General features: G+C 72.0%; 21 protein-coding genes. 17 read left to right on the plus strand and 4 right to left on the minus strand.

What is annotated here, in order from left to right:
* Positions 1 to 159: 159 nt before the first annotated feature.
* Genes ABT324_RS11905 through ABT324_RS11915 form a run of 3 tightly spaced genes read left to right on the plus strand, consistent with a single transcriptional unit; the run spans position 160 to position 2,772 of the window.
* Positions 160 to 843 carry an MBL fold metallo-hydrolase gene (locus tag ABT324_RS11905; RefSeq protein WP_351175279.1) on the plus strand — a complete coding sequence of 228 codons (684 nt, stop codon included), beginning with the start codon at positions 160 to 162 and terminating at the stop codon, positions 841 to 843.
* 22 nt (positions 844 to 865) lie between these two features.
* A complete protein-coding gene (gene hisS / locus ABT324_RS11910) occupies positions 866 to 2,137 on the plus strand; it encodes a histidine--tRNA ligase (protein WP_351175281.1) in 1,272 nt (423 codons plus the stop codon).
* The gene (locus ABT324_RS11915) at positions 2,134 to 2,772 is read left to right on the plus strand and encodes a hypothetical protein (RefSeq protein ID WP_351175283.1); all 639 of its coding nucleotides are present in this window, start codon (positions 2,134 to 2,136) and stop codon (positions 2,770 to 2,772) included. The genes hisS and ABT324_RS11915 overlap by 4 nt, the downstream gene beginning before the upstream one ends.
* 103 nt (positions 2,773 to 2,875) lie before the next feature.
* On the opposite strand, the gene ABT324_RS11920 is transcribed toward ABT324_RS11915, so the two are convergent.
* Positions 2,876 to 4,312, minus strand: a complete 1,437-nt coding sequence (locus tag ABT324_RS11920) for a YibE/F family protein (protein WP_351175285.1) — start codon at positions 4,310 to 4,312, stop codon at positions 2,876 to 2,878.
* Positions 4,313 to 4,397: 85 nt separating this feature from the next.
* Positions 4,398 to 5,126 carry a Type 1 glutamine amidotransferase-like domain-containing protein gene (locus ABT324_RS11925; RefSeq protein ID WP_351175287.1) on the minus strand — a complete coding sequence of 243 codons (729 nt, stop codon included), beginning with the start codon at positions 5,124 to 5,126 and terminating at the stop codon, positions 4,398 to 4,400.
* 115 nt (positions 5,127 to 5,241) lie between these two features.
* Here ABT324_RS11925 and ABT324_RS11930 point away from each other — a divergent pair, with 115 nt between their 5' ends.
* The gene (locus ABT324_RS11930) at positions 5,242 to 6,315 is read left to right on the plus strand and encodes an Rv2578c family radical SAM protein (RefSeq protein ID WP_351175289.1); all 1,074 of its coding nucleotides are present in this window, start codon (positions 5,242 to 5,244) and stop codon (positions 6,313 to 6,315) included.
* 219 nt (positions 6,316 to 6,534) lie between these two features.
* On the opposite strand, the gene ABT324_RS11935 is transcribed toward ABT324_RS11930, so the two are convergent.
* Positions 6,535 to 6,882, minus strand: coding sequence for a hypothetical protein (locus ABT324_RS11935; protein WP_351175291.1), 348 nt, complete (start codon positions 6,880 to 6,882; stop codon positions 6,535 to 6,537).
* A gap of 670 nt (positions 6,883 to 7,552) precedes the next feature.
* Between ABT324_RS11935 and ABT324_RS11945 the strand changes: the two genes are divergently transcribed.
* Positions 7,553 to 7,909, plus strand: coding sequence for a hypothetical protein (locus ABT324_RS11945; RefSeq protein WP_351175293.1), 357 nt, complete (start codon positions 7,553 to 7,555; stop codon positions 7,907 to 7,909).
* A gap of 282 nt (positions 7,910 to 8,191) precedes the next feature.
* Here the strand turns inward: ABT324_RS11945 and ABT324_RS11950 are convergent, their stop codons facing one another.
* Positions 8,192 to 9,235 (minus strand): hypothetical protein, encoded by a 1,044-nt coding sequence (locus ABT324_RS11950; protein ID WP_351175295.1) that lies wholly within the window; start codon positions 9,233 to 9,235, stop codon positions 8,192 to 8,194.
* Between the two features lie 490 nt (positions 9,236 to 9,725).
* Here ABT324_RS11950 and aspS point away from each other — a divergent pair, with 490 nt between their 5' ends.
* The 12 genes from aspS (at position 9,726) to ABT324_RS12010 (ending at position 21,969) form a co-directional block, all read left to right on the plus strand.
* The gene (gene aspS / locus ABT324_RS11955) at positions 9,726 to 11,546 is read left to right on the plus strand and encodes an aspartate--tRNA ligase (RefSeq protein WP_351175297.1); all 1,821 of its coding nucleotides are present in this window, start codon (positions 9,726 to 9,728) and stop codon (positions 11,544 to 11,546) included.
* A 464-nt stretch (positions 11,547 to 12,010) separates the two neighbouring features.
* The gene (locus ABT324_RS11960) at positions 12,011 to 13,219 is read left to right on the plus strand and encodes a phosphotransferase family protein (protein ID WP_502949730.1); all 1,209 of its coding nucleotides are present in this window, start codon (positions 12,011 to 12,013) and stop codon (positions 13,217 to 13,219) included.
* 103 nt (positions 13,220 to 13,322) lie between these two features.
* A complete protein-coding gene (locus ABT324_RS11965) occupies positions 13,323 to 14,042 on the plus strand; it encodes a GNAT family N-acetyltransferase (protein ID WP_351175379.1) in 720 nt (239 codons plus the stop codon).
* A 341-nt stretch (positions 14,043 to 14,383) separates the two neighbouring features.
* Positions 14,384 to 14,755, plus strand: coding sequence for a hypothetical protein (locus tag ABT324_RS11970; RefSeq protein ID WP_351175301.1), 372 nt, complete (start codon positions 14,384 to 14,386; stop codon positions 14,753 to 14,755).
* A 47-nt stretch (positions 14,756 to 14,802) separates the two neighbouring features.
* A complete protein-coding gene (locus ABT324_RS11975; protein WP_351175303.1) occupies positions 14,803 to 15,396 on the plus strand; it encodes a carbonic anhydrase in 594 nt (197 codons plus the stop codon).
* Positions 15,397 to 15,488: 92 nt separating this feature from the next.
* Positions 15,489 to 16,997, plus strand: a complete 1,509-nt coding sequence (locus ABT324_RS11980) for a SulP family inorganic anion transporter (protein ID WP_351175305.1) — start codon at positions 15,489 to 15,491, stop codon at positions 16,995 to 16,997.
* Between the two features lie 77 nt (positions 16,998 to 17,074).
* Positions 17,075 to 18,427 (plus strand): replication-associated recombination protein A, encoded by a 1,353-nt coding sequence (locus ABT324_RS11985; RefSeq protein WP_502949728.1) that lies wholly within the window; start codon positions 17,075 to 17,077, stop codon positions 18,425 to 18,427.
* A 73-nt stretch (positions 18,428 to 18,500) separates the two neighbouring features.
* Positions 18,501 to 19,463, plus strand: a complete 963-nt coding sequence (locus ABT324_RS11990) for a 2-hydroxyacid dehydrogenase (protein WP_351175307.1) — start codon at positions 18,501 to 18,503, stop codon at positions 19,461 to 19,463.
* A gap of 104 nt (positions 19,464 to 19,567) precedes the next feature.
* Positions 19,568 to 19,975 carry a YciI family protein gene (locus ABT324_RS11995; RefSeq protein ID WP_351175309.1) on the plus strand — a complete coding sequence of 136 codons (408 nt, stop codon included), beginning with the start codon at positions 19,568 to 19,570 and terminating at the stop codon, positions 19,973 to 19,975.
* A 5-nt stretch (positions 19,976 to 19,980) separates the two neighbouring features.
* Positions 19,981 to 21,126, plus strand: a complete 1,146-nt coding sequence (locus ABT324_RS12000; protein ID WP_351175311.1) for an RNA polymerase sigma factor — start codon at positions 19,981 to 19,983, stop codon at positions 21,124 to 21,126.
* Between the two features lie 142 nt (positions 21,127 to 21,268).
* Complete coding sequence (locus ABT324_RS12005; RefSeq protein ID WP_351175313.1) at positions 21,269 to 21,676, plus strand: DUF948 domain-containing protein; 408 nt, start codon at positions 21,269 to 21,271, stop codon at positions 21,674 to 21,676.
* Positions 21,673 to 21,969 (plus strand): hypothetical protein, encoded by a 297-nt coding sequence (locus ABT324_RS12010; RefSeq protein WP_351175315.1) that lies wholly within the window; start codon positions 21,673 to 21,675, stop codon positions 21,967 to 21,969. The genes ABT324_RS12005 and ABT324_RS12010 overlap by 4 nt, the downstream gene beginning before the upstream one ends.
* Positions 21,970 to 22,010 lie beyond the last annotated feature (41 nt).

Genomic DNA, 22,010 nt, shown 5'->3' on the forward strand with positions numbered 1-22,010 from the left:
CCCTCCCCGGAATCGGTGAACCTGATGTTGTTCGGGGAGTTTATGGGGTGTCCCGGCGGCGCTTCCTGAGAGCCCGGGAGGCGCGCGCGGCCGGGACGATAATCTGGAGGCCGACCGACCCGCGCCATCGGGTGTCGCCGCAACGAAAGGTCGCTCTTCGTGCTTGTCCTCGGGTTCCCGGTAGGACCGCTGCAGGCGAACTGCTACGTGCTCGCGCGCGGGGAGGGCGAACCCTGCGTCGTGGTGGACCCGGGCCAGGACGCCGCCGAGCCGCTGCGCACCCAGCTGGGCCAGCACCGCCTGACCCCGGCCGCGGTGCTGCTCACCCACGGGCACTTCGACCACGTCTTCTGCGCCGGTGAGATCTGCGCGGAGCACGGCGTCCCGGCCCACATCCACCCGGCGGACCGGTTCATGCTCACCGATCCCGGTGCCGCGCTCGGCCCGGCCGGCCGGCAGCTGTTCGGCGACGGGGTGGCCTTCGAGGCGCCCACCGACGTCCGCGAGATCGCCGGTGGCGACGTGCTGGAGCTGGCCGGGCTGCGCTTCGAGGTCACGCACACGCCAGGCCATACCGGCGGGTCGGTGCTGTTCGGCGTCGAGACCGAGGAGGGGGGACGGCTGCTGCTGTCCGGCGACACCCTCTTCGCCGGCGCCATCGGGCGCACCGATCTGCCCGGCGGCGACCACGGACGGATGCTCGAGTCGCTGAGCACCGAGGTGCTGCCGATGGACGACGACGTCGTCGTGCTGCCGGGCCACGGACCGACCACCACCATCGGGCGCGAACGCGCGGGCAACCCGTTCCTGCAGGGCCTGCCCGCCTCCGACGCCCTCTCCTGACGAGGACTGAGAACCACCACCCATGAGCACGTTCACCGCACCCAAGGGCATCCCGGAGTACTACCCGCCGGAGTCGGCGGGCTTCCTGGCGGTCCGCGACACCCTGGCCGACGCCGCCCGCCGCGCGGGCTACGGCTACATCGAGCTGCCGCTGTTCGAGGAGACCTCCCTGTTCGCCCGCGGCGTCGGCGAGTCCACCGACGTCGTGAGCAAGGAGATGTACACCTTCGCTGACCGCGGCGGCCGGTCCGTGACGCTGCGGCCGGAGGGCACCGCGGGCGTGACCAGGTCGGTCATCGAGCACGGCCTGGACCGCGGCCAGCTGCCGGTGAAGCTGTACTACAGCGGTGCGTTCTTCCGCTACGAGCGGCCGCAGGCCGGGCGCTACCGGCAGCTGCAGCAGCTCGGTGTGGAGGCCATCGGCATCGACGACCCGGCGCTGGACGCCGAGGTCATCGCGATCGCCGACGAGGGCTACCGGCGGCTGGGCCTGACCGGGCACCGCATCGAGATCACCTCGCTCGGCGACAGCACCTGCCGCCCGGCCTACCGCGCCAAGCTCCAGGAGTTCCTGCGCGGCCTGCCGCTGGACGAGGAGACCCGCCGCCGCGCCGAGCTCAACCCGCTGCGGGTGCTCGACGACAAGCGGCCCGAGGTGCGGGAGGCGGTCGCCGACGCGCCGCTGATGGTCGACCACCTGTCCGAGGCGGCCAAGGAGCACTACGAGCAGGTCAAGGCGCACCTGGTCGACCTCGGCGTGCAGTTCGTGGAGAACCCGCGGCTGGTGCGCGGTCTGGACTACTACACGAAGACGACCTTCGAGTTCGTGCACGACGGGCTCGGCGCGCAGTCCGGTATCGGCGGTGGTGGCCGCTACGACGGGCTGATGGCCGAGCTCGGGGGCCAGGAGCTGTCCGGCGTCGGGTTCGGGCTCGGCGTGGACCGAACCCTGCTGGCCTGCCAGGCCGAAGGCCTGGCGGTCGGCGACCCGGCCCGCTGCGACGTCTACTGCGTGCCGATGGGTGAAGCCGCCAAGCGCCGGCTGGTCGCTGCGGCGGGCGGACTCCGGGCGGCGGGTGTCCGCGTTGACGTGGCCTACGGCGGCAAGGGGCTCAAGGGCGCGATGAAGGCCGCCGACCGCTCCGGCGCGCGGTACGCGCTGGTGCTCGGCGAGCGCGACATCGAGGCCGGGACCGCGCAGCTCAAGGAGCTGGCCAGCGGCGAGCAGCGCCCGGTGGCGCTGGACGACCTGGTTGGCGAGGTCCGCGCGGCCGTTGCGGAGCAGCCCAGATGAGCGAAGCCGAGTCCGTCTCGCTCGACTTGCTGGACCGCAGGACGGTCCGGACCCGGGCGCGCAACATCGTGATCGCGGCCGTCCTCGTGGCGGCCGCGTTCGGCGGCATCGTGGGCCTGTTCGCGGGTGGCGCGGGGTTCGCGACCGCGGCGGCGATCGTGGGCGTCCCGCTGCTGCTGCTCGCGCTGGTCGAGTCCCGCAAGACGCTGTCCCTGCGCGACGGGCAGGTGATCGCCCGCGCGCTGGGCACCCGGGTGGTGTCGCTGAAGGAGGCGAACCGGCTCGACCTGTTCGTCACCGACCTGCGCGGCGCGCGCACGGTGAACCTGCTGGTGGGCGGCCCGCCCAAGGGCAAGGCGATCAGCGTCTCGCTGGCCATGTACGCCGGGACCGGCGGTCGCGAGCTGGGCATCTACGCGCTGCGCCGCTTGGCGGACACCCTGGCCGCCAACGCCGACACGCGTGCGCTGGTCCTCTCGCAGCTGATCGTGGAGCAGCTGCGCTCGGAAGCCCGGGGCGACGCGCCTCCGCAGCGCCCGCTGTACGTCCTGGCGTCGGCGGCTCCCCAGGGGCGGGTGGCCCAGCGCCTCAACCCCGACGCGGTGTCCAAGTTCGTCGCGGAGCTCGGCCGGTGACGCGACCCCGCCACTGGATGCGATCCGCTTCCGATTCCCACGGAATCGCCCACCCGACCTCCATTGAGGTCGCGTGCCCGCGAGTTCCCGGCCCTGGACGGTGTCACCCGGTTGACCCCTGACGTCCCCGGCCTGGGGGAGGGTTCTCCGGGCGTTGGACCCTGCCTGGTGGGCGGTGCGGGGGAGGGGGTCGTCTGCGGAGGGTGGGGCTCTCGGCGCTGGTGGCGGCGGCTCGCTCGACCCGGTCGGCCACCGATGTCCGGTGCGGGCCCGCGGCGGGTTCGCGAACGGCGACCGCTGCGGCGATCGCCGTGGTGATCGGCACCGCCGCGACGAGACCGATGCTGCCGACCAGGGTTCGCACCACTTCCTGCGCCACGGCCTGCGAGCTGACGATCTCGCCGAAGCTCCGCCCGGACAGCGCGTAGGCCATCAACATCGGCAGCGCCGTCCCGGCGTAGGCCAGGACCAGCGTGTTCACCGCGGAGGACACGTGGTCGCGGCCGATCTGCAGGCCGGAGGAGTAGAGCTGCCGCCAGGTCAGCGACGGGTTGGCCTTCCGCAGCTCCCAGACCGCGCTGGTCTGGGTCACGGTGACGTCGTCGAGCACGCCCAGCGCGCCGATCACGACCCCGGCCAGCAGCAGCCCGCGGGCATCGATCGGCGCGCCGATCAGGCCGATCAGGCTGGAGGTGTCCTCGTCGAGCCCGGTGAGTTTGGTGGCGGCCGCGAACACCGCGCTGAGCACGCCGATCAGCGCCAGGCTCAGCATGGTGCCCAGGACCGCCGTGGAGGTCCGCGCGGAGAAGCCGTGGGTGAGGTAGAGCGCGATGAACATGATCAACCCGGCGCCGACGACCGCCACCAGCAGCGGGTCCTCCCCGGCCAGCACGGCGGGCAGCACGAAGCCGACCAGCACCACGAGGCTCAACCCGAGCGCGATCAGCGCGGACAAGCCCTGCCACCTGCCGAGCACCAGCACCGCCGCGGCGAACACCAGCGCCAGCACCAGCAGCGGGGTGCCGCGCTGAAAGTCGACGACCTGGTAGGAGCTCGGGTCGTGGGCGTCGGCCCCGGAGTAGCTGAGCACCACCTGGTCGCCGACGGCGAACCGCGGGCTTCCCGGGTCGGTGGGCACCACCTGCTCGATGCCCTCCCCGGGCCGGGGCCCGTCCTGCATCCGCACGTCGAGGACCACGCAGTCGTCCTGGCCCGGCGCGTCCGCGGTGCAGGAGCCCCTGACCGCGGAGAGGACCTCGCCGTTGACCGGGTGCTGGCCGAACCCGAGGTCCGCCCCGGTGCGCTGCTCGTGGCCGAAGGGGTGCAGCAGCAGCACCCCGACGATGGCGGCCAGCGCGAACGGCACCAGCGCGATCGCGAGCAAGCGCTTGACCTGCTTGGACGCCGGGTCTGCCGGTCCGTGCCCGTGCCCATGACCGTGGCCGCTGGTGGGGCGCCGATCCGGGCTGGTCGGGCGGCGGCGGGCGCGGTGGCCGCCACCGGACGCGGGCGGCTCGGCAGCAGGAGGGCGCTCGGTCACCGGGCAATTATGCGGACTGCCCGATCGGAGTCCTCCGGAGAGGGCACCAGCGGCGCAGCGACCACCGCCCGCGCCGGACGCCAGGTCAGATCCGCCGGACGTCCAGGCGGGTTTCGACGGCGGTGCCGTCGGCGGAGCGCTCCACCCGGTAGGCACCTGCGCGCTCCTTCTCGCCCAGGGCTTCGACCAACTCGGTCCCCCGGTAGAGCAGGCCGACTCCGTCATCGGTCGCGTACCCGGGAGGCAGGGTCCCGTCCGCGACGAGGGACTGGAACAGCGGTCGGCGCTGCCGCTCGCTGTCGTGGTGGACGCCGTTGGACCACGGGAGCAGTCCGAGGCCGTTGGTGACTGGTCGCAGGGCGGGGCCGAACGAGTCGGTGGTGCCGCCGGTGTGCCAGCAGATCGACCCGGCCGAGACCCCGGTGAGGACGACACCGGCTGCCCACGCCTCGCGGAACGCGGAGTCGAGCCCGTGCAGCCGCCACATGGCCAGCAATCCGGCGACGCTGCCGCCCCAGACCCACACCACGTCCTGGGCGAGCAGGTGCTCGCGCGGATCGTCGACGTTCGGCATCGGGAACAACGAGAGGTGGCTGGCCGACCACCCCTCGCGCCACGCGTTGTCGTAGAAGGTCGAGATCAGCCGGCCGTCGTCGCCGCACGCGGTCCCGAGGAAGCACACCCGCGGGGCCCGACCGGTGACGCCGGCGAGCTCGACGGCGTATCGGGTCAGCGGGCCGACCTCCCAGGGCAGTCGGGCGGAGGCCCGGAAACCTCCGGAGGTGGCGAGGATCGTCGGCGCGTCGGCGGGCATGCGCGGAGCGTACCGACGCCCGGCGGCCGTGGTCTGGAGGATGGGCCGTTCCCCGATCGGTTGATGTGGGGGAACGCGGCTCGACAGGTGGTCGAAACTGTGTTCGAGTAGGGTCATGCGATGGGAACGCCAGCGAACCAGCCCGCCCGTGGAGGAGGCCGCGCTCCCGCTCGGGCTGCCGGAACCGGTCCGCGGCAGCGGCCGCGCGGGGCTGCGCTCACCGGACCCGGTGCCGATCGAAGCGGGCACCGAGGACGCCTACGCGATCGAGGTCCATGCGAAGTCGATCATCAACCGGGTCCCCGGCGAGTCCGCCGTCCCCTTCGGCTGGACCATCAACCCGTACCGGGGCTGCGGCCACGCGTGCCGGTACTGCTTCGCGCGTCGGACCCACACGTACCTGGACCTGGACGCGGGGCACGACTTCGACAGCAAGATCGTGGTGAAGGTCAACGCCGGGGCGTTGTTGCGCAAGGAGCTGTCTTCGCCGAGGTGGTGCGGTGAGCCGATCGCGATGGGCACCACCACCGATCCGTACCAGCGGGCCGAGGGGCGCTACGGGTTGATGCGGGAGATCATCGCGGCGCTGCGGGACCGCGCGAACCCGTTCTCGATCCTGACCAAGGGCACGTTGATCCTGCGTGACCTCGACCTGGTCGTGCAGGCCGCCGAGGTGGCGCCGGTGTCGGTGGCGGTGTCGGTGGGCTCGGTCGACGAGCAGCTGTGGCGTGCTGTCGAGCCGGGTGCGCCGTCGCCGCTGCGGCGCCTCGACGTCGTGCGGAGGTTCGCCGACGCGGGGATCGGCTGCTCGGTGCTGATGGCGCCGATCCTGCCCGGCCTCAGCGACGGCCCGGAGCAGATCGACGCCACGGTGCGCGAGCTGGTCGCGGCCGGGGCTGCGAGCATCACGCCGCTGGTGCTGCACCTGCGGCCAGGGGCGCGGGAGTGGTACCACGCCTGGCTCAGCCGCGAACGCCCCGACCTGCTGCCGCTCCACGAGCGCCTGTACCGCAACGGCGCCTACGCGCCCAAGGCGTACCAGCGCGAGGTGGTCGACCGGGTGGAGCAGGCCAAGCGCCGCCACGGGCTGGTGAGACCGCAGCGCCCAGGCAACTTCCGAACCCAACAACCCGATCCGCCGCAGTCCGACGCAGAACGCGACCAAGCCCGCCAACTCTCCCTGCTGTGATGCGCCCCGAACGGGGTGTGGGCGGGAGCATTGCGCGTGTGGATCGCACTGATCTACCGGCGAAATCGATCAGGTCTCGGCGTGGCGCTTTGGTTCAGGCGATGGGGGAACCCTGCTGACCAATTGTCTGCGCTGCGTTCGAGTTCGGCGCTGGTGGTCACGAAACGTCCACATCGGACGATGCGCTGACGCGGTGTCCAGCGCGCGCCTGCGGCGGGGTCAGAACTCAGGTGCGGGGCCCTCCTGGTCCTTCCGGGCGGGGGCGTCGTGGCGCAGTCGGATCGCCCCGGGTGGTACCCACATGGACAGCGGCACGCCCCCGCTGGTGCCGTCGCCGCGGTGGACCGTGAACGTCACGGAGGCGACCCAGTCGCCGAGCGCGGTGCGCCGCCACGCCGTCTGCTTGCCGGGGACCTCGGCCTGGAGGTCCCACCCGGTCGAGCAAGGGTTGAGCTGCTCAGGTGCGGGGAAGAGTGCCGCCAGGTTCACCCACACCGGCCGCGGCGGAGTGATCAGCCGGTCATCGCCTCGCTTCCACGGGGGCTCCGGGTGCCGTTGATCGAACACGTGTTCTAGTATGAAGGATGCGTGCTCCGAATGCACGCATCCGGAGTCCGAGTGGGGGAAGCGCTCGGCGCCGGTGGACAGCCGCCCCGCGTCGCCTGCACCCACGGTGCGGCGCGGGGCGACTGCGCTCAGGGAGACCGATACGCGGGCAGCCGGTGTGGGCGAAGCCCATCGGTCGCGGCAGCCCTGCTTCTCCGCCGTCTGGCGCTGGTGCGGGGCCCGCGGTCCGGACCAGCAGGCCTTCGCCCCGGACGGTTCCGACGCGCAGCCGTGGTCTACTTCGCGGCTCTCGTGCTCGGCAACCAAGCCACGGCGGCACCTGGCCACTGGGAGCAGGTCGTGTTCGTCCTCGCTCCCTTCGCGGCGTCGGCCAGCTAGCAGTTGCTTCTCGCCAGTGGTGGTGCGCTGCTCGGCCGCGTCCTGACCGGCAGGCGCGGGCGACTCATCACCGCCATGCTCTCGAGCGCCCTGATCACCGTCCTCGCGCTCCGCCTGCTGGTACCGGCTTGATCAACCGGCGCACCGGGAGGCGGCTGCGTTGCCGCACCGGGGCCGGGGACTGGCGGCACCGGTTCACCCGTTCGCCGGATAACCGGTTGCCCCCAGTTCGCGATCAATGGTCGGTGGGGCAGCACAGGGCTGCCCCGGCTTCTGAAGCGAGGATCAAGTGATGCGGTGGTTGACCGCGGCCCTGCTCGGGGCGGGTCTGGTGTTGGCGGCCTGCGGGAGTTCGGGGCCCGCAGCGCAGCGTGTCGTCGACCAGTTCGTGCGCGACGGCCTGGAGCTGCCGAACCCGCGGGACAACACGGCGCGGAACTGCCCGCAGCTGGGGTGCGAGCAGCTGATCACGACCGACGTGGTGTCGGTGCTGTCCTTCGCCGACGAGTCCGCGGCGGCGCGGTTCGCCGAGCGGTTCGGCCCAGATGCCTTCCACCGCGGGCCCGTCGTCCTGCAGTACGCGGCCGCCCGGACCCCGCAGGAGCAGCGGGCGCGGTTCGAAGCGTCGTTGGCGGTGTTGGTGGAGTAGCCCCGTGCCCCCGGCTCCGGCCGGGGGCGGCCAGGGGCTGGGGTCTGGTGGCGGCTGCTCGGCCTGGGCCGAGTGGCCGCGCCGCGATGGGCGGATCACCGCGCAATGCAGATGCACATCATTTTCGACTAGCAGTTCGCGCAATGGCGCGGAATGCTGCTTGTCGCGGAACTTCGCCTGCTGTTTCTCGGAGGTTAAAAATTCGACGATGTGGTTCGGTATTCAACCAACATCGTCGAATATTTAGTCACGCTCCGCACCTGACTGTTTTGTCGCTTCCCTTTATCGGGCGGTGGTGCGGGAGGACGAGCTGCACCCCAGCTGGTCCTCGGGTTGCCACCGGACGCCGAAGACACCCATCCCGAAGTCGAGTGCCACCGCGTGGGTGCGGCCGAACCGGTCCACGGTCAGCGGCTTCGGAGGTTCCACCTCCTGCGTGGTGGAGTCGCCGACGTAGCTCTCGCAGCGGACCGGCGGGTGCGCGGGGTCGAACTGCAGCTCCGCCACGTACTGCCGCACCGGGAGCCGGAACAGCCGGCAGAAGCTGTGCTCGACCTCGTTCGGCCCGGTCGGCGGGTCGATGATCTCGTACTCCAGCAGCATCGTCTCGCCGCGCGCCAGCGCGCGGTCGAACAGCAGCTCGGCGACCACCAGGTCACGGGCGTGGTCGGTGAGCACCTGGCCGAGCCGGCAGGACCGGATCGGCCGGATGATCGGCGGGTTCTCGCCGGACGAGGCGCCGTCGAACATGATCACCCAGCGGTCCACGCCGTTGGTCTCGGCCCGGACCAGCTTGCGGGTGCGGATCTTGCGCAGCTCACCGCGCTGGTCGACGTGCACCACGTCGTGGTGGCTGAGCCGCGCCAGCTTGCTGTCGTGGCTGGTGTCGATCTTGGTGAGCAGCTCGGCGGCCGACTCGTTCTCCGACCACAGCGCGCTCAGCGGCGGGGCCTCGGCCGGGGCCTGGCGGGTGCGGCCGCGCGGCCGCGGCGGGCCGAGCAGCGCGGACAGCGAGTTCTCCGGCACGCCCAGGACCTGCTCCAGCTGCTGGAGCGCGAGCAGCGAGTCGGGGCGCTCCGGGCGGCGTCGGCCGGACTGCCAGTAGCTCAGCGCCGTGATGCTGACCGGGGTGCCGCGGGCGCGCAACCGGTGCTGGATGCGCTCCAGGCTCAGCCGACTGGCTCGGATCGCTGTGCGCAGGGCGACCTCGAACGGCCCGGTGCGCAGCAGTTCGGCGAGTTCGGCCGACAGCGCGTTCGTCCCGGGTTGCGCTGTCCGGACGGTCGGTTGCGCGGTGGGGCGGGCCTCCGTTTTCGGGCCGATCATCGTTACTCCTCGTGTCCGCCGAATCCGAACTTACGCTAATCAGTGGATCTGTGATCCGCAACGACCGAGTTCCGGTTGGCGTCTCCAACTAAAGTCGGAACAGGGTTGGCTTAAGCTGGTATTCAGACCTCCGTCCTCCGGCTTGCCGAACAATGCCGTTGCCTGATCGTGGTCGGTGCTTCGAAACAGGTGAATCTTCACTCATCCACGTCGAAATTGGTATCGACCATTTGGTGCCGCTGTGGCGAACGGGCGAACGGGCGAACCTCGCAGGGCGCCCGGACGGCGGCCCGCCGCAGCTGGTGACACTGCGCTGCCAGGGCGGGACGCGCGGCACCTGCCGGGCGTGCGCCGGGGCTCGTTGGCTAGCCTTGAGGGCCTGCGTCCTGCCTGCTGAGCCCGTGTGCCGCGCGGTCCCGGCAGTGCCGGCGAAGACCAGAAGCTACTGCCGTCGAAACGCTGCAACAGCGGAAGAAGGAGCTCAGTACCCGTGATGCGCACGCACGAGACCGGATCGCTGCGCGCCGGTCATGCCGGGCAGACCGTCACCCTCGCCGGGTGGGTGGCGCGCCGTCGCGATCACGGCGGGGTCATCTTCATCGATCTGCGCGACGCTTCGGGCGTCGCCCAGGTCGTCTTCCGCGAGGGTGAGATGGCTGAGCGGGCCCACCGGCTGCGCTCCGAGTTCTGCGTCCAGGTGACCGGCGAGGTGGTCCGCCGCCCCGAGGGCAACGAGAACCCGGAGATCGCCACCGGCGAGATCGAGGTGACCGCCACCGAGCTGGTGGTGCTCTCCGAGTCCGCGCCGCTGCCGTTCCCGCTGGACGAGCACCTGGAGGTCGGCGAGGAGGTCCGGCTCAAGCACCGCTACCTGGACCTGCGCCGCGCCGAGCCGGCCCGGGCCATGCGGATGCGCAGCGAGATCAACCGCATCGCGCGGGACGTCCTGCACGACCGCGACTTCGTCGAGGTCGAGACGCCGACCATGACCCGCTCGACGCCGGAGGGCGCGCGGGACTTCCTGATCCCGGCCCGCCTGCAGCCCGGCAACTGGTACGCGCTGCCGCAGTCGCCGCAGCTGTTCAAGCAGCTGCTCATGGTCGGCGGCCTGGAGCGGTACTTCCAGATCGCGCGCTGCTACCGCGACGAGGACTTCCGCGCCGACCGGCAGCCGGAGTTCACCCAGCTCGACATCGAGATGAGCTTCGTCGAGCAGGACGACGTCCTCGAGCTGGGCGAAGAGGTCCTGGCCGCGCTGTGGAGCAAGCTCGCCGACCACGAGATCCCGCGCCCGATCCCCCGGATCACCTACGCCGAGGCGATGGCCAAGTACGGCAGCGACAAGCCGGACCTGCGCTTCGGCCTCGAGCTGACCGAGATGACCGAGTACTTCAAGGACACCCCGTTCCGGGTGTTCAAGGCCCCGTACGTGGGTGCCGTGGTGATGCCGGGCGGCGCGAGCCAGCCGCGGCGCCAGCTCGACGCCTGGCAGGAGTGGGCCAAGCAGCGCGGGGCCAAGGGCCTGGCCTACGTGCTGATCGGCGAGGACGGCACGCTGTCCGGCCCGGTCGCCAAGAACCTCTCCGAGTCCGAGCGGGAAGGGCTGGCCAAGGCCGTGGGCGCCAACCCCGGTGACTGCGTGTTCTTCGCCGCTGGCCAGCGCTCGGCGGCCCGCGGCCTGCTCGGCGCGGCCCGGTTGGAGATCGGTGAGCGCTGCGGCCTGATTGACCACGACGCCTGGTCGTTCGTGTGGGTCGTCGACGCCCCGATGTTCGAGCCGGTCGACGAGTCCGACGACGTGGCGGTCGGCAGCGGCCGCTGGACCGCGGTGCACCACCCGTTCACCTCGCCGAACGCGGAGTGGGTGGACAAGTTCGAGCAGGACCCGGCGAACGCGCTGGCCTGGGCCTACGACATCGTCTGCAACGGCAACGAGATCGGCGGCGGCTCGATCCGCATCCACCGCTCGGACGTGCAGGAGCGGGTGTTCGAACTCCTGGGCATCTCCCAGGAGCAGGCGCAGGACAAGTTCGGCTTCCTGCTGGAGGCGTTCAAGTTCGGCCCGCCGCCGCACGGCGGCATCGCCTTCGGCTGGGACCGGATCTGCATGCTGCTGGCCGGGGCGGACTCGCTGCGCGACGTCATCGCCTTCCCGAAGAGCGGCGGCGGGTTCGACCCGCTGACCGGGGCGCCGTCCCCGATCACCATCGAGCAGCGCAAGGAGGCGGGCATCGACGCCAAGCCCGCCGCGCAGGTCGGTGACCAGAGCATCTCGGTGTTCCCGCCCGGTGTGGTGGAGAAGCAGGGCTGACCGGCGGCGCGACGTGCCGCACTTCCGGGTGGTCCGCCCGGCCGAGCGCCCCGATCGGGTGCTGGCCGGGTGGACCTCGCGGGCGGGGCCGTCACCCTCCGCCCTCGCCGGGTTCGATGATCCTCATCCGGTGTGGGTAGCTCGTGCCGTGGAGCCCGTGACATGCCGGTGTGGCGCAACTCGCGGAGTTTCGGCCGTGTTTTCCCCGGCGTGGCGGAGTGGCGGAGCGCCTGAGCGGGAATTGCTGTAGGAGGGACCGCGGCCGCCGTGCAACGTGGGCGGCACGCGGTTCCGTCCAACACGAGGGGGGAGTGCGCAGGGGTCGGTCGACCGCCGCGGGAGTGGCGGAGGACTGTCCACCGGCGAACACGCTGCGATTACGACTGCTGACCGGTTGTGTGTCACTTGACCGGTTATGGCAGCTCGGGTTCATGTTGTGGGGGTAGTGTCTGGAGACGATGAGCGTGGAGATCACCACCGGCCCCCCGGAGGTTCGCGTCCCGGTCCGCACCGAGGCGACTGACACCGTCGGGACCGCGGAAGCTGTGCTGAGCAAGCGGACCGGAGCACCGGTCCGACTTGCCGATGCCGAGGACCTCGGCGGAAGCGACCGCTCGGTAGTCATGCGGGTGCGGATCGCCGAGTCGCCCTTCGAGCTGCCCAGGACCGTCGTGGTCAAGCACTACGGCGAGTGCCCGTCGGAAGCCCGGTCCGACCCGTTCGCGCACGAGGCGGCGAGCTGCCAGCTCACCACGGCGCTGCCGCCGGAGGCGCGCGTCGGCCCCGAGCTCATCGCCCACGACGCGGCCGAGCGCCTGCTGGTGCTCGAGGACCTCGGGCGCGGCTCCACGCTGGCGGACGTCCTGTTCGCCGACGACTCCCGGGTCGCCGAGCGCGCGCTGCTGGCGTGGGCGCGGGCGCTCGGGCGGCTGCACAGCACCACCGCGGGCTGCGAGGCCGACTTCGACGCGCTGATGCGGCGGCTGGGCGCCAAGTCGTGGACCGACCCGGTGGCCGACGACATCGTGCGCTCGGTGTCCGAGCTGCCGGAACTGCTCAGCCAGGTCCTGGGGGTGGACACCTCGCCGGGCATGGTCGAGCGGCTCACCTCGGCGACCGAGCTGCTGCGCTCGAGCCGGTACCGGGCCTTCAGTCCGTCGGACATCTGCCCGGACAACAGCCTGGTGACCGGGAGCAGCGGGGTGCGGTTCCTGGACTTCGAGTGGGGCTGCGTGCGCGACGTCGCGATGGACGCGGCGTACCTGCAGTACCCGTTCCCGTCGTCGTGGTGCTCGTACGCGCTGCCGGACAACCTCGCCGAGAGCATGCTGTCCACCTGGCGCTCGGAGATCGTCGAGGTGTGGCCGGAGCTGGACGACGACGAGGTGCTGCTGCCCCGGTTGTTCGACGCCCAGCTGCTGTGGGTCTGGGTGTCCACCTGGTGGTTCCTGCCGCGCACCGGCGAGCTCGACCGGCCCATCGACATGCACATGCCCTCGCCGCGCCGCAGCACGGCGCTGGTCGACCGGTGGCGGCACCTGCGGGCCGACGCGGTGGCGGCTGACCTGGACGACGTCGCTGAGTTCGCCGACCAGGTGGTGGACGCGCTGGTCGACCGCTTCGGCGCGGGCGCGTTGCACCTGCTGCCCTACCCGGCGTTCCGCACCGAATAGCGCCGCACCGCCCTCGCCTGCGCGGGAAGCGCATTGCGTGGGCGCAGTGGCGCCTGCTTGGATGCATATCAAGAACTGTGCATGATATGCATCGGCGGTGGGGATGTCCTTCGGCGTGGAGATCGAGCGGGCGGCGGCCGCCACCTGGCCGTCCTCGACGGTGGAGCGGGTGGACGGCTGGCTCCTGCGGCACTGCGACCTGCTCGCGCGCAAGCGTTCGAACTCAGCGCTCCCGCCGGAGCAGGGCTGGGGCTTGGCCGGTGTCGAGCGGGTGGAGCAGTTCTACGCGGCGCGTGGCGCGGCGGCGATCGTGCAGGTCAGCCCACTGGAGCAGCACGCCGAGCTGGACGCCGCGCTCGCGGAGCGGGGTTACCGGTCCCGCTCGCCCACCGAGGTCATGTTCGCCGACGCCGACCAGGTGGCCGCCGCGTGTTCAGCGGGGGAGTTCGAGGTGCGTCTCGAAGCGCACCCGCGCTCGGGCTGGCTCGACGCCGTCGCGGCGGTGGGCGGTTCGCCGGAGCCGAGCCTGGACCGGGTGCCGGAGCCAGTGCGGTTCGCCATCGCGCTGCGGGACGGGACCCCGGTCGGGGTCGGCATGTTCGCCGAGTCCGGTGGCTGGTGCGGCGCCTACGGGATGGCCACGCATCCCGACTGGCGGCGGCGCGGGGTGGCCAGCGCGGTCCTGCGGGCCGGTGCCCGGTGGGCGTCCGCGTTGGGCGCGCGTCTCTTCCTGCAGGTCGAGGTGGGCAATCCCGGGGCGCGGCGGCTCTACGCCGCAGCCGGATTCCGGACCGCGCACCGCTACCACTACCGCGTTCGCTGAACGGAGATGTTTCCGGCATGTTTCGGCGATGGCATATTCAGCGGGCGCGCGCGTGCACTCGATGCGGTAATGATCGTCACATCACCGATACTTTCTGTAGCGAACAGTGTTGACGCACCGCAGCGGAAGGCGTGGTGTCCACCCGGCAACCGGGTGAATTCCCAGGTCGCGGACGATCGATTAACATATCTTCATTCGTTTCGGGATCAGGGCGGGCGGGATCTGCGACTTGCGCTCAGGTGGCAGTCTTCGGATACCTTTGGTTCAGCGTTTCGCTACTTCCCCCCTCTACCGTCGACGACGTCGGTGGGGAACCAGCTGCTCATTTCCTGGAGGATTCAGTGCACGGCAGGGCCTGGCGGATCACGAGGGCGGGCCTGTTCCTGCTCCTCGCGGTCGTGCTCGCCGTGCTGGGTCCGGCGCAGGCGACCGGGTCGGGCTGCTCCCCGGTGCGCACCGCGCCCGCGGAGACCAACGAGACCAAGGAGACCAGCGAGAAGCTCCGCGAGCGGCTGAGCGGCATCACGCCGAACCGGCGGTGCGGAGCTCGGGTGGAAGTGCGCCGGGCGCCGCTGCCCGAGGCGCTGCAACCGGCCACCGGGCTGGCGAACCACCCCCGGGCGAGAATCCTCCCAAATCCTGGGAGCGATCCGTACCACGATTTCATGAAGCTTAAACATTCTCCGGACGTGCTCCAGGTGGTCCGGCACTGATCTGTCCCGTTCGCCGACATTTCCATGCCGACGACACGGAGACCCTGATGAGCTTCGAACATTTCGTGCGACACGCTCGCCGTCACTCGAGCACGCTTTCCGCAGCGCGCCGACAGCAGTTGGCCGCCGGGCAGAAACCGTCCGCGCTGTTCATCGGTTGCTCGGATTCCCGGGTGATCCCGTCCCAGATCACCGGGGCGGAGCCGGGCACCCTGTTCGAACTTCGAACCGCGGGCAACGTGGTGCCGAAATACGCACCGGACTCGGCCTCCAGCGAAATGGCCACCATCGAATACGCGGTGCTGGTGCTGCGCGTGCCGGAGATCATCGTCTGCGGCCACTCGCACTGCGGTGCGGTCACCGCGCGGACCGTCGCCGGTCGCGGGTTGGAGGAGCTCCCCGCGCTGTGCACCTGGCTGGGCACCGGGCACCTGACCGGCTCGGAGCCGGAGGATCCCAGCGTCCGTTCGGAGAGCAAGGGGCACATCTTGGAGCAGCTGCGCACGCTGCGCGAGTACCCGTTCATCCGCGACCGGCTCAGCGCCGGTGAGCTGCGCCTGCACGGCTGGTTCTACGAGATCGACACCGGCCTGGTCTACACCTGCCCGCAGGCGGACGACGCCGACTTCCTGCCGCTGTAGGGCTCGCCCTCCCCACCACGCCGCGCACCCGGGGTGCGCGGCGCGGTACCCGCTTCCCCGAAGAACCACCGAACCGCCCTTGGAGGGGCACTGTGACTCGAATCGAAACTCCTTCCCAGCGCCGGAAGACCGGCGTCCCGCAGTGGCCGAAGGCCACCTTCGGCGCCGACCTGGGCGCCTCGCTCGTGGTGTTCCTGGTGGCGGTGCCGCTGTGCGTCGGCGTGGCCGTCGCCTCCGGGGTGCCCGCCGAGCTGGGCATCGTCACCGGCATCGTCGGTGGGCTGCTGGTCGGCCTGCTGCCCGGCAGCACGATGCAGGTCAGCGGCCCGGCTGCCGGGCTCACCGTGCTGGTGGCCGCAGCGGTGGAGCAGCACGGGCTCGCCGCGCTCGGCGTCATCGTGCTCGGCGCCGGGGTGCTGCAGATCGTGTTGGGCATCAGCCGCCTGGGCACCTGGTTCCGGGCGATCTCGCCCTCGGTGGTGCAGGGCATGCTGGCCGGGATCGGACTGGTGCTGATCCTCGGCCAGATCTACCCGGTCGGCGGGCTCGCCCAGCCCGACAGCACGGTGGCGAAGTTCGCCGGGATCCCAGACCTGGTCCTGTCCGTGGTGACCACGCCGGAGGGCCGCAGCGGCCTGCTGCTGGCCGCGCTGGCGCTGTTGGTCACGGCCTGCTGGAAGAAGATGCCGCAGAAGGTACGGCTGGTGCCCGGCGCGCTCGCCGCCGTGGTGGTGACCAGCGCGCTGGCCGCGCTGCTGGTGCTGCCGGTGCAGAAGGTGGAGGTCGGGTCGCTGCTGGCGGCGCTGAACCCGCCGGACACCGCCGCCTGGGGCCTGCTGCTCAATCCGGCGGTGCTCGGGTCGGTCCTGACCTTCGCGCTGATCGCCTCGGCGGAGAGCCTGTTCAGCGCCGCGGCCGTGGACCGCATGCACGACGGGCCCAAGACCCAGTACAACAAGGAGCTCGTCGCCCAAGGCGTCGGCAACACCGTCTGCGGCGCGTTCGGGGCCCTGCCGATGACCGCGGTGATCGTGCGTAGCTCGGCCAACCTGCAGGCAGGGGCCAAGACCAAGCTGTCCCGCGTGCTGCACGGCTTCTGGCTGCTGCTGTTCGTCGTGCTGCTGCCGGGCGTGCTGTCCTTCATCCCCACGGCCGTGCTCGCCGCCCTGCTGATCCAGGCCGGGTGGAAGCTGCTGGAGCTGCGCCAGGTCGCCGCGCTGGTCCGCGAGCACCGCTCCGAGGCGTTCGTGCTGGTCCTCACCGCGGGCATGATCGTGGCCACCGACCTGCTCATCGGCACCCTCACCGGTCTGGCCGTCGCGATCGGCAAGACCGCGATCGAGGTGTCCCGGCTGTCGGTCAAGGCCGAGCACGGTGACGAGCAGGTGCGCGTCGAGCTGGGCGGCAACGCGACCTTCCTGCGGCTGCCGCGGCTGCTGGACCACCTCGACCAGCTGCCCGCGGGCAAGCACGTGCACCTGGACCTGACGATGGTCCGCCACCTCGACCGGGCCTGCCACCAGGCCGTCGAGCACTGGGCCGCGCAGCGGCGGCGCGGCGACGGCACCGTCGAAGTGGCCCTGCCAGCCCAGGCCCGCTGATCGAGTCGTGAGCGGGGGTGGTCGTCCTTACCACCGTCCCCGCTCACGACCGCGGATGTGCCCGGTAGCGTCGAGGTGTGAGCGAGGGCCTGTTCGACGAGGGATTGTTCGGCGCCGACACCGAGCAGCGCGCTGGCGAGCGGTTGGCCGAGAACGCGCCGTTGGCGGCGCGGATGCGGCCCCGCTCGCTCGACGAGGTGGTCGGCCAGCAGCACCTGCTGGGCGCGGGCGCCCCGCTGCGCCGCTTGGTGGAGGGCGGCGCCCCGGCATCGGTGCTGCTCTACGGCCCACCCGGCACCGGCAAGACCACCTTGGCCAACCTCGTCTCACTGGCCACCGGGCGCCGGTTCGCCGCGCTGTCCGCGCTGTCCTCCGGGGTGAAGGAGGTGCGCGCGGTCATCGAGGAGGCCCGGCGCCGCCTCGGCCGCTCCGGTGAGTCGACCGTGCTGTTCATCGACGAGGTGCACCGCTTCTCCAAGACGCAGCAGGACGCGCTGCTCGGCGCGGTCGAGGACCGCACCGTGCTGCTGGTGGCGGCGACCACGGAGAACCCGTACTTCTCGGTGGTCGCCCCGCTGCTGTCGCGGTCGCTGGTGCTGCAGCTGCGCAGCCTCGAGGACGACGACATCCGCACGCTGGTGCGCCGCGCGGTCACCGAGGAGCGCGGGCTGGGCGGGCAGCTGCGGCTGGCCGAGGACGCCGAGGACCACCTGGTGGCGCTGGCGGGCGGCGACGCGCGGCGGGCGCTGACCGCGCTGGAGGCCGCGGCGGAGTCGGCGAGCTCGACCGGCGCGGAGGTCATCGACCTGCACACCGTCGAATCCACCGTGAACCGCGCCGCGGTGCTCTACGACAAGGGCGGCGACCAGCACTACGACATCGCCAGCGCGTTCATCAAGTCCATCCGCGGGTCCGATGTGGACGCCGCGCTGCACTACCTGGCCCGGATGGTCGAGGCGGGCGAGGACCCGCGGTTCATCGCGCGGCGGCTGGTGGTGCACGCCAGCGAGGACGTCGGGATGGCCGACCCGACCGCGCTGCAGACCGCCGTCGCGGCCGCGCACGCGGTGCAGTTCATCGGCATGCCGGAGGGGCGGTTGGCGCTGGCGCAGGCCACCATCCACCTGGCCACCGCGCCGAAGTCGAACGCGGTGACCACGGCGATCGACACGGCCCTCGGCGACGTGCGGGCGGGGAAGGGCGGCGCGGTGCCACCGCACCTGCGCGACGGCCACTACTCGGGGGCGAAGAAGCTCGGTCACGCGCAGGGCTACCAGTACCCGCACGACCGGCCCGAAGGCGTGCTGGCCCAGCAGTACCCGCCGGACGGGTTGGTGGGGCGCGACTACTACCAGCCGACCGGTCGCGGCGCGGAGCGCACGCTGGGCGAGCGGGTGCCCAAGCTGCGCGACATCATCCGCGGCGGCTAGCGGTTCCGCGCTGGTTCTGCGGGGCGGCCCGGGCGGGTAGGTTCCGAGCGGAATCGTCGCGAGGAGGTCGTTGGTGGACAAGCGGATCGTGGTCACCCGGGCGGTGCCGGAGTCGGCGGTGGAGGTGCTGCGCGGGGCCGGGACCGTGCAGGTGTGCTCCCAGGACCGGCCGCTGGCGGTCGCCGAGTTGCACGAGGCCGTGCGAGGTGCGCACGCGGTCGTGACCATGCTCCACGACCGGGTGGACGCCGAGCTGGTCGCCGCCGCCGGGGACCAGCTGCAGGTGGTCGCCAACGTCGCGGTCGGCTACGACAACATCGACGTGCCCGCGGTGACCGGGCGCGGCGTCACCGTCACCAACACCCCCGGTGTGCTGGTCGACGCGACCGCCGACCTCGCGTTCGGGTTGCTGCTGATGGTCACCCGCCGCCTCGGGGAGGGTGAGCGGCTGCTGCGCGCCCGCGAGCCCTGGACCTTCCACCTCGGCTTCATGCTCGGCACCGGCCTGCAGGGCAAGACGCTCGGCATCGTCGGCCTCGGCGACATCGGGCAGGCCGTCGCCCGCCGGGCCCGCGCGTTCGGGATGGGCATCGCCTACACCGGCCGCCGCCGGGCCGCCGCCGAGGTGGAGGCCGAGCTGGACGCGCGGTACCTGCCGTTGGAGGAGCTGCTGGGCACCGCGGACGTGGTGTCCCTGCACTGCCCGCTCACCGAGCAGACCCGCCACCTCATCGACGAGCGGGCGCTGGCGGCGATGAAGCCGACCGCGTTCCTGGTCAACACCAGCCGCGGGCCGGTGGTCGACGAGCGCGCGCTGGCGGAGGCGCTGCACGGCGGCCGGATCGCCGGTGCGGCCCTGGACGTCTTCGAGCGCGAACCCGAGGTCGAGCCCGCGCTGCTGGAGCTGGACAACGTCGTGGTCGTCCCGCACCTGGGGTCGGCGACGGTCGAGACCCGCACCGCGATGGCCGAGCTGGCCGCCCGCAACGTCGCCGCCGTCCTCGGCGGAGCGGAGCCGATTACTCCGATCGAGTGAGGTGTGGGGGGATCTCGGCGAGCGGTGTCGAGGTGGCGGGTGCGGCTCCGCCCCAGCTGCGAACGTGGCCCACGAGGGGTCGCGCCAGCACCGAGGAGGACACCATGGCCAAGTACCTGCTGCTCAAGCACTACCGCGGCGCCCCAGCGCCGGTCAACGACGTCCCGATGCAGCGGTGGACGCCGGAGGAGATCTCGGCGCACGTCCAGTACATGCGGGACTTCGCCGCCCGGCTGGAGGAGTCCGGCGAGTTCGTCGACAGCCAGGCGCTCGCCCCGGAGGGGACGTTCGTCCGGTACGACGGCGAGGGGCGCCCGCCGGTCACCGACGGCCCGTTCGCCGAGACCAAGGACCTCATCGCCGGGTGGATGGTGATCGACGTCGACAGCTACGAGCGCGCCCTCGAACTCGCCGCCGAGCTCTCCGCCGCCCCCGGGGCGGGGGGTAAGCCCATCCACGAGTGGCTGGAGCTGCGCCCGTTCCTGACCGAGCCGCCCACCACCGTGGAGTGATCCCGGTGGACGAGGACCTGCTGCGCACCCTCACACCCGCCGTGATCGGGATCCTCGTCCGCCGCGGGGCCGACTTCGCGACCGCCGAGGACGCCGTGCAGGACGCGCTGGTCGAGGCGCTCCGCACCTGGCCGACCGACCCGCCGCGGGACCCGAAGGGCTGGCTGGTCACCAGGGCCTGGCGCCGGTTCCTCGACGCGACCCGGTCCGATGCGGCCCGGCGGCGCCGCGAGGGCCTGGTGGTGGAGGAACCGGCGCCAGGGCCCGCGCCCGAGGTGGACGACACCCTGCAGTTGTACTTCCGGTGCGCACACCCGTCGCTGAGCCCGTCGTCGGCGGTGGCGCTCACGCTGCGCGCTGTCGGCGGGCTGACCACCCGGCAGATCGCGCAGGCCTACCTGGTGCCCGAGGCGACCATGGCGCAACGCATCAGCCGGGCCAAGCGCACCGTGTCCGGCGTGCGGCTCGACCAGCCGGGCGATGTCGGGACCGTGCTGCGGGTCCTCTACCTGGTCTTCAACGAGGGCTACTCGGGCGAGGTGGACCTCTCCGCCGAAGCCGTCCGGCTCGCCCGGCAGCTCGCGGCCGCGATCGACCACCCCGAGGTGGCGGGGCTGCTCGCGCTCATGCTGCTGCACCACGCCCGGCGGCCCGCCCGGACCGCGCCGGACGGGAGCCTGGTGCCGCTGGCCGAGCAGGACCGCAGTCGCTGGGACACCGGGCTGATCGCCGAAGGCGTCGCGGTGCTGCAGGCGGCCCTCGCCCGCGACCAGCTGGGGGAGTTCCAGGCCCAGGCCGCGATCGCGGCGCTGCACGCGGACGCCCCCACCGCGGCGGAGACCGACTGGGTGCAGATCGTCGAGTGGTACGACGAGCTCGTGCGCCTGACCGGCAGCCCGGTCGTCCGGCTCAACCGAGCGGTGGCCGTCGGCGAGGCCGACGGAGCGCGGGCGGGACTGGCCGCGCTCGCCGAGCTGGACCCCTCGCTGCCGCGCCACGCGGCGGTGGAGGCGCACCTCCGCGAACGCGACGGCGACCTCGGAGCGGCCGCGCGGCTGTACGCCGAGGCAGCTCAGAAGGCGACCAACCTCGCCGAGCGCGACCACCTGACGCGCCAAGCCGCCCGGCTGAACGCCTGCTCCGGGCGGTGACTGCGGCCCCCACCGCGTGCGAGTGGCGCTCCGCGACCGGGTGCGCAGGTCGGGGAGCGGGGCCGGTAACCTGAGCGGCGATCAACAGGCCGGGCGGAAACGGCCCGGCCTGACCGAATGACGTGGATATACGGGAGGGCACGTGACGCCCACGCAGATCGCCGCGCTGATCGCCGCCGGAGCGTTCGTGCTGCTGGTCGTGCTGCTGGCGATCCCGCTGATCAAGCTCGGCCGGACCTTGGACGAGGCGACCACCGCGATCCGCAAGGCGCACGAGAACTCCGACCCGCTGTTCACCGGGGCCAACTCGACCATCACGCACGTCAACACCCAGCTGGAGCGGGTCGACGGCATCACCGCCAACGCCAAGACCATCAGCGGCAACGTCTCGGCGTTGTCCTCGCTGTTCACGGCTACACTGGGTGGCCCGTTGGTGAAGACGGCGGCGTTCTCCTACGGGGTCAGCAAGGCGCTGCGGGCGCGCCGGAAGCGCAAGCAGGAGCCCGCGGGCCGCCACTTCCGCCGCAAGGGCAAAGGGGGGCGCAAGTGAGCCGCCTGTTCTGGTTCGGAGCCGGCGTCGCGGCCGGAGCTGTCGCGATGCGCAAGCTCAACGAGACTGCGCGCAAGGCCACGCCCAGCGGCATGGCCGAACAGCTCGGCGGCGCGGTCCGCGAGCTGGCCGGTGCGGTCGGCTCGTTCGGTGCTGAGGTGCGCGCCGGGATGCAGGAGCGGGAAGAGGAGCTGCAGGACGTCGTGCGCAACGCCGACACGGTGCAGTTCCGTCGGATCGACGCGAGCACGGACGCGGCCCCGGCGCGGCGAGCTCGCCGGGCGGGCCGCTGACGCCGGCGTCACCGCCGCCAGCCGCTCGCCGCCGCCGCGCC

The sequence above is a fragment of the Saccharopolyspora sp. NPDC000359 genome (genome assembly GCF_040300525.1).
Taxonomy (GTDB): Bacteria; Actinomycetota; Actinomycetes; order Mycobacteriales; family Pseudonocardiaceae; genus Saccharopolyspora.

Coding starts and splice junctions, on each gene's coding strand:
- hisS (WP_351175281.1), top strand. CDS start 866: ATGAGCACGTTCACCGCACCCAAGGGCATCCCGGAGTACTACCCGCCG.
- ABT324_RS11915 (WP_351175283.1), top strand. CDS start 2,134: ATGAGCGAAGCCGAGTCCGTCTCGCTCGACTTGCTGGACCGCAGGACG.
- ABT324_RS11925 (WP_351175287.1), bottom strand. CDS start 5,126: ATGCCCGCCGACGCGCCGACGATCCTCGCCACCTCCGGAGGTTTCCGG.
- ABT324_RS11930 (WP_351175289.1), top strand. CDS start 5,242: ATGCGATGGGAACGCCAGCGAACCAGCCCGCCCGTGGAGGAGGCCGCG.
- ABT324_RS11945 (WP_351175293.1), top strand. CDS start 7,553: ATGCGGTGGTTGACCGCGGCCCTGCTCGGGGCGGGTCTGGTGTTGGCG.
- ABT324_RS11950 (WP_351175295.1), bottom strand. CDS start 9,235: ATGATCGGCCCGAAAACGGAGGCCCGCCCCACCGCGCAACCGACCGTC.
- ABT324_RS11965 (WP_351175379.1), top strand. CDS start 13,323: ATGTCCTTCGGCGTGGAGATCGAGCGGGCGGCGGCCGCCACCTGGCCG.
- ABT324_RS11975 (WP_351175303.1), top strand. CDS start 14,803: ATGAGCTTCGAACATTTCGTGCGACACGCTCGCCGTCACTCGAGCACG.
- ABT324_RS11995 (WP_351175309.1), top strand. CDS start 19,568: ATGGCCAAGTACCTGCTGCTCAAGCACTACCGCGGCGCCCCAGCGCCG.